9 protein-coding genes are annotated in these 5,376 nt (G+C 45.4%); all 9 read left to right on the top strand.

Translation table 11 applies throughout. The features are described from left to right. The first annotated feature begins 446 nt into the window (after window positions 1-446). The gene (locus LUQ50_RS13190; protein ID WP_300040410.1) at window positions 447-698 is read left to right on the top strand and encodes a hypothetical protein; all 252 of its coding nucleotides are present in this window, start codon (window positions 447-449) and stop codon (window positions 696-698) included. Window positions 699-867: 169 nt separating this feature from the next. After that, window positions 868-1,086: a DUF4258 domain-containing protein gene (locus LUQ50_RS13185; protein WP_300040408.1), complete on the top strand. Its 219-nt coding sequence runs from the start codon at window positions 868-870 to the stop codon at window positions 1,084-1,086. Continuing rightward, window positions 1,083-1,337 carry a type II toxin-antitoxin system MqsA family antitoxin gene (locus tag LUQ50_RS13180; RefSeq protein WP_300040406.1) on the top strand — a complete coding sequence of 85 codons (255 nt, stop codon included), beginning with the start codon at window positions 1,083-1,085 and terminating at the stop codon, window positions 1,335-1,337. Before LUQ50_RS13185 ends, LUQ50_RS13180 begins: the two co-directional genes overlap by 4 nt. A 210-nt stretch (window positions 1,338-1,547) precedes the next feature. Then, a complete protein-coding gene (locus LUQ50_RS13175; RefSeq protein ID WP_300040404.1) occupies window positions 1,548-1,982 on the top strand; it encodes a MarR family winged helix-turn-helix transcriptional regulator in 435 nt (144 codons plus the stop codon). Window positions 1,983-1,993: 11 nt separating this feature from the next. Next, a complete protein-coding gene (locus tag LUQ50_RS13170; protein WP_300040402.1) occupies window positions 1,994-3,169 on the top strand; it encodes an MFS transporter in 1,176 nt (391 codons plus the stop codon). A gap of 384 nt (window positions 3,170-3,553) precedes the next feature. Next, window positions 3,554-4,057: a hypothetical protein gene (locus LUQ50_RS13165; RefSeq protein ID WP_300040400.1), complete on the top strand. Its 504-nt coding sequence runs from the start codon at window positions 3,554-3,556 to the stop codon at window positions 4,055-4,057. A 23-nt stretch (window positions 4,058-4,080) separates the two neighbouring features. Next, window positions 4,081-4,632 carry a hypothetical protein gene (locus LUQ50_RS13160; RefSeq protein WP_300040398.1) on the top strand — a complete coding sequence of 184 codons (552 nt, stop codon included), beginning with the start codon at window positions 4,081-4,083 and terminating at the stop codon, window positions 4,630-4,632. Beyond that, a complete protein-coding gene (locus LUQ50_RS13155; protein WP_300040396.1) occupies window positions 4,629-4,874 on the top strand; it encodes a hypothetical protein in 246 nt (81 codons plus the stop codon). The genes LUQ50_RS13160 and LUQ50_RS13155 overlap by 4 nt, the downstream gene beginning before the upstream one ends. A gap of 163 nt (window positions 4,875-5,037) precedes the next feature. After that, on the top strand, window positions 5,038-5,376 hold a 339-nt coding region (locus LUQ50_RS13150; protein WP_300040395.1), incomplete at its 3' end, for a hypothetical protein.

Raw genomic sequence — 5,376 nt, 5'->3', positions numbered from 1 at the left:
TTTCGACTTTTTTTCTGATCATCATTACCTGGGTAAACCGGATGCAACAATCCTGCCATCGTTGATTTCACGTACCTGACATCATAACCAGACGAAACCAGGAAATAAAATTAAGCGACCCTCACAATGGATTTCTAACTATTCTCCATCAGTTTTACCTATCATCCTTATATCCGGTTTCATGCAACGAGAGTATGTCACACAGCAACCTGCTCAAGGTTCTCCGGCAAACCCGGAATAAACCTGCAGGTTCTGTGCACCGTATATGAGTTGCGTTCAACATGTCCTCCTACATTCGTTGCCTCCACTCATTACACCGGAACAACCTTCCTCAGCAGGGGTTGCTCCACTTTCTCGTTACACTACACAGATCCAACACACACATACCAGCCGCTCTGCGGCTGGTTTCCTCCTACAAAACACTGATTCCATATATTGAGGTTATTATGTTCATCAACGATACCATCAGAACCAACTACAACGAAAGACAGATGTGCCTTATCAATTATCTGGAAACCCGGGTAAAAGAAGGGAAGAGCTTCTTTAAATCAAAGTATATCGCCAGGGAGACCGGGCTTTCATCCAAAGAAGTCGGGACCAACATGGGAATACTGGCTGAAACCTGCCAGGAATTTACCATAGAGAAATACAGTTACTCAAACAGTACCACCTGGTTGATCACTCCCTTACAGGCATAATGTTGTAATAAAAATGCAATGCATTTTTATACCGTGAGTCGGACAACGACATCACTCTGCTTTTCGTAATCTTTCCTCCTCTTTTAAAGTACATTCGTTCAAGATAGTTGTCTTAACACAGATCGATTCTGAACGATGCCCTCGGTATGGGACCAAACATACAATCGTAATGAAAAATGTTGAAGATATTATTCATAATGGGCACATAATCGAAAATTATCCTGATGATTACCCATTTCCAAGTGTCCTCTTATGTGGGTACGTTGGTTCCAGGATGTTACATATCGTCGCAGCAATTAACAAGGATACCGATGAGATTATAGTAATCACTACATATGAACCTGATGAACATCATTTTGAATCCGGAAAAACAAGGAGAAAATTATGAAATGTGCAATGTGTAAACGAGGCGACACAAAACCCGGAGTAACTTCAGTACTTCTGACCCGTGATGATTTTACTCTGGTTATGCGGGATGTACCGGCAGAAATTTGTGAAATCTGCGGCGAGGATTACATTGATGGGAAGGTCGCGAAAAGTCTCTATCACATGGCCGAAGAAATACAAAATCAGGGCACACTCCTTGATGTGAGAAAATATCAGGTTATTCAGAAGAACCCTTGTCCTGTAGAAGGATGAATGTTCTCCTCAATATCCTAAATAATTACTAAAATCTTTTTTGTAAGTTCTATCCCGGTCTCATCCTACATCGTTGCAACGACAACTATAAGTTAAACGGATGAAAAGTAATAAAGTTGCGCTTGCAACTATCTTGGCGATATCAGGATGACAGTAAGATGCTGATCTTTTCCACACATCAAAACCGGGACATGAGCATAAGGAACACCGATGAACAATAACGAATTCCTTGGAAAGATCATCTCATTTCTCTACCGGTACGGAAAGATATACCTTGACACGGAACTTGAATCATATCATATTGGATCCGGGCAGTTCTACCTGTTAATGCCCCTTTTTGCACAGGATGGAATCAATCAGGAGTCCCTCGCCCAGATCATAAAAGTGGATAAAGCAACGGTGACAAGGGCTATACAGAAACTGGTCGATGAAGGCTATGTATTCAGACAGAGGGACGAAGAAGACAGACGTGCATATCGCGTCTTTCTGACTGCGAAGGCGAGAGTGATAGAACCGGAAATTCGAAAAATCGCTCTTGGATGGGAGGAAATCCTCTTGTCTGGTCTGGATGCGGATCAAAAGGAATTGATCGCACATACGTTTGGGGATATGATAGAAAATGTATCTCACATCATGGAAACATAATCGGAAAAATCATGGAATTTAAAAATAGTCACGTGCTCGTACTGTGTATTACTGCATTTCTTGCTATGGCCGGCGGAGCCCTCATCGCACCCGCACTGCCTGAGATGGTAGAGCCTTTGCATACCACCACCCATAACGTTGGCCTGCTCATGTCGGTGTATGCCCTCGCAACAGCGATATGTACCCTTGTTATCGGTCATTTCATCGACCAGGTAAACCGTAAAAAGATCCTGGTACCCTGTCTGGTGATATATGGTCTGACCGGTTTTTTGAGTTATTTTGTTTCTGATTTTCAGCTGCTGCTTGCTTTGAGGTTTATACAGGGTAGTGGAGTGGCAGGTATGACAATCCTGGCCCTGCTCATCATTGGTGATGTGTATCCCGGTCGTGAAAGCGTGAAACCGATCAGCAGAGTGAGTATGTCTCTTGCTCTTGGTGCGATCTCTGCCCCCCTTATCGGAGGAGGACTCGCTATGATCGGATGGAATTATCCGTTCCTGTTCTATGCACTTTCACTCCCCTTCGCACTCCTCGTACTAGTATATCTTCCGGAGACACGTATTCAGAAAGAGTGCGGTAATGACCGGGGAATACGTGAAGTCTTCACCGTTCTCAAACAACTTCCGGTACTATTTACGATTTTTCTGGGTTTTGCAATCTACTTCCTGTTGTTCTCCCTGGTTATCTATGTCCCCTTTATGGTCAAGAATGTATTTGGGTTTGGATCAGGAGAATCCGGTCTGATGCTGGGTATTGAAGGGATTGCGGTTATTTTCATGGCATCCCGGGTTAATACCCTGACCGAGAGATTTTCAGTGACCCGGATTATTATTGCAGGTTTTGTCCTCGTAGGGATATCATTAATCGCGATCTCATGGATGCATTCACTTTTCGCGGTAATTGTGTTGTTGTTACTGTTCGGAGCAGGATATGGACTTGCCCAGACCGCTATCGATGTTCAGATTGTGAACGTATCTCCTGCACCATCAAGGGGAGGCATACTCTCACTCCATACTTGTATGAAATACATAGGAATGACGGTATCTCCGGTAATTATGGGGGAAATTCTCCTGTATTCAGACCTTTACACGGTATTCATCGTAGCAGGATTCCTCGGAGTGTTTGTTGCTCTGTTGACATATTCGGTGAGAAAACAACTCGATATCTCAAGTGATATCCGGATATAAAACTGAGATCCCCGGCATCTCTCTTTTCGCTCTTCTACCCGTATCCGTCATCTCGCTTCAGGGTCCTGATATTACCACCGAATCACAATATCCTGCGGCCCTGCCCGGTACCCGAAGCCTGACAGGGATAGGAACCGTTCTTCATGTGCGGACCACAGAACCTGCCAGACGAAAAGGTCAGGAATCGACGGTATTCAGATTGAGATGGATACGTTTCAGATATTTATTCATCCCAATTGCCGGTAATTTCAAAAAATAGTATTTCAAATTCCTCCATTCTTGATCTTCGTAATGCTATGCCATCCGTTTTTCACTCCGTTCAAACCCTTATTACCTACCCATCGATGTTCTGATCAGCCACAACATACGTGGCTGGAACAAAACATGGCAGACTTTACAACCAAATCAGTAACCAAGTCAGCGGGACGGACACTGACTACCGCGATTGATACCGTGGCAAACTTCCTGGCACTTGTCCAGGACGTCATCGAGAACAACCCGTGGGGATGTATATCATATACCTCCAACGGTGCAACCGTAGCCGGAGTGGTTCGGGGATCTGAGTACTACTCAGGTAAGGTAGTCTACGAAAACACGGAAGCAAAGACTGTTGGGCAGATCTCGGTCAGGGCTCCTACCTCGGCAGCCTTTAACACCGACATCAGTACCATCATAGCAACCACCGCGATCAGCACTGCTATGGGAGGGACTGCATCCCATGACAGTTCGGAGGACTCTTTCAGTTGCACCCTGAAATGTCATGCATCCAGTGGCGAGAACTACAATGTCACATTCAAACGTGATAGTGTAACCGTCTCCGGGTATGAGGCTGATGCAATACTGACCACTATCGAGACCTGGGCTGACACGGTGGCTATCCTGGCCTGATCACCCTCTTTTATCAGGGGAAAATGAACGGATGGAAAATGCTTACCGGAGTGATCTGTCTCCTGGGTGTCGGGCTTATGGGAGCTGATTATCTGGCAACCACCATTACCACCGATGGTTCGGTGATGCTTGCGACATCAGGATCAGATGAAAACGGATCGTTTGCATCCCGGACCATGGCACTCGATTCTTCTCAGGTGAGCAGAACAGTTTCAGGATCAGATGAGTTGAACACTGATCTCACGGTCCGGGGAGCAGGGCCGGTACTGCTCTCCGAATATGCTTCTGCAATCCTGCATCAACCCGGGATCAATGAATTGTGTGTATTTTTTGACCATACCCAAGATCAGACAACGAATGATGCATCGATGTATCTGTCAGGGATCATCGATCCTGGTGGGTATGAACTATCCCGGACTATCGGATCCGGTCTTTCAGGGACCTCCCAGGTTAACGGGACCGGTATGATACTACTGGGATCGCAGAACTCCCAAAACCGAACGCTGGAAAGCCACGGGTTTGTGTCCGGGAATTTGACGGTGAAGGATCTGGTCAGGTACGGAGGGAACCTGTGATTGCTGAAGTACTGTCAGGCATATCAGTGGGATTTGCAGTACTGAACGGGGGAGGTCTCTATCTGCTCTACCGGCAGTATATCTCACTGGCTGAATCATCACTTGAGTTTGCAGCTATCGTGATGGAATCGATTCAGGAAGAGGAGGATGGAACACTGGTGGTGGATCCGGTTACGCTGGCAGGAGTTTCGATGTACCATTTAAGTCAGATGAGCGGGATCGTGAAGTGGATACGGGGATAAGGAGAGGTTTCTTCCACGATTGCACGATCACACGAATGCAGGAGTACAGGAGTCCACCGGCCCCCAGTATTCGGTAGCGCAGAAATACCATTGAGTTCTCTTCCTGATCCTTTTTTCAGGGTATCCGGGAAAAATTCAAATATTAATCCATAAACTGAGATGTATGTTTGAGTTGTTGCTCCAAAATGTAAAAGGACTACTGGTGCAACCGGGTCCGACTTTTGAACGGTTAAAACATGCTACGCTTACTGAATCATATCAGCAGTATGTGATTCTTCTGATCATCTATGCGGCACTGCTGGGGATTGTATCTGCAATAACCACCCTCATGTTGTATTATGATCTTCTGGTACAATATGCTTCATTGCCCATGGTTGGATCCTTTCTGGTTACCAAAATCGAATTGTTTAAGCCCATTATACTCAACTGGAGCCTCATTATTGTTTATATCGCATTCCTGCTGTTCCTTTTTGCGATCTTTCTCAAAGGCATATTTCTGCAT

The sequence above is a fragment of the Methanospirillum sp. genome (assembly GCF_028679455.1).
In the GTDB taxonomy this organism is placed as follows: Archaea; Halobacteriota; Methanomicrobia; order Methanomicrobiales; family Methanospirillaceae; genus Methanospirillum.
Note: the sequence above shows the minus strand (reverse complement) of the source record. Positions and strands in the feature narration are given on the sequence as shown.

Excerpts from the sequence above, each read along its gene's own strand:
- LUQ50_RS13190 (WP_300040410.1), top strand. The coding sequence starts at position 447 with ATGTTCATCAACGATACCATCAGAACCAACTACAACGAAAGACAGATG.
- LUQ50_RS13185 (WP_300040408.1), top strand. The coding sequence starts at position 868 with ATGAAAAATGTTGAAGATATTATTCATAATGGGCACATAATCGAAAAT.
- LUQ50_RS13180 (WP_300040406.1), top strand. The coding sequence starts at position 1,083 with ATGAAATGTGCAATGTGTAAACGAGGCGACACAAAACCCGGAGTAACT.
- LUQ50_RS13175 (WP_300040404.1), top strand. The coding sequence starts at position 1,548 with ATGAACAATAACGAATTCCTTGGAAAGATCATCTCATTTCTCTACCGG.
- LUQ50_RS13170 (WP_300040402.1), top strand. The coding sequence starts at position 1,994 with ATGGAATTTAAAAATAGTCACGTGCTCGTACTGTGTATTACTGCATTT.
- LUQ50_RS13165 (WP_300040400.1), top strand. The coding sequence starts at position 3,554 with ATGGCAGACTTTACAACCAAATCAGTAACCAAGTCAGCGGGACGGACA.
- LUQ50_RS13160 (WP_300040398.1), top strand. The coding sequence starts at position 4,081 with ATGAACGGATGGAAAATGCTTACCGGAGTGATCTGTCTCCTGGGTGTC.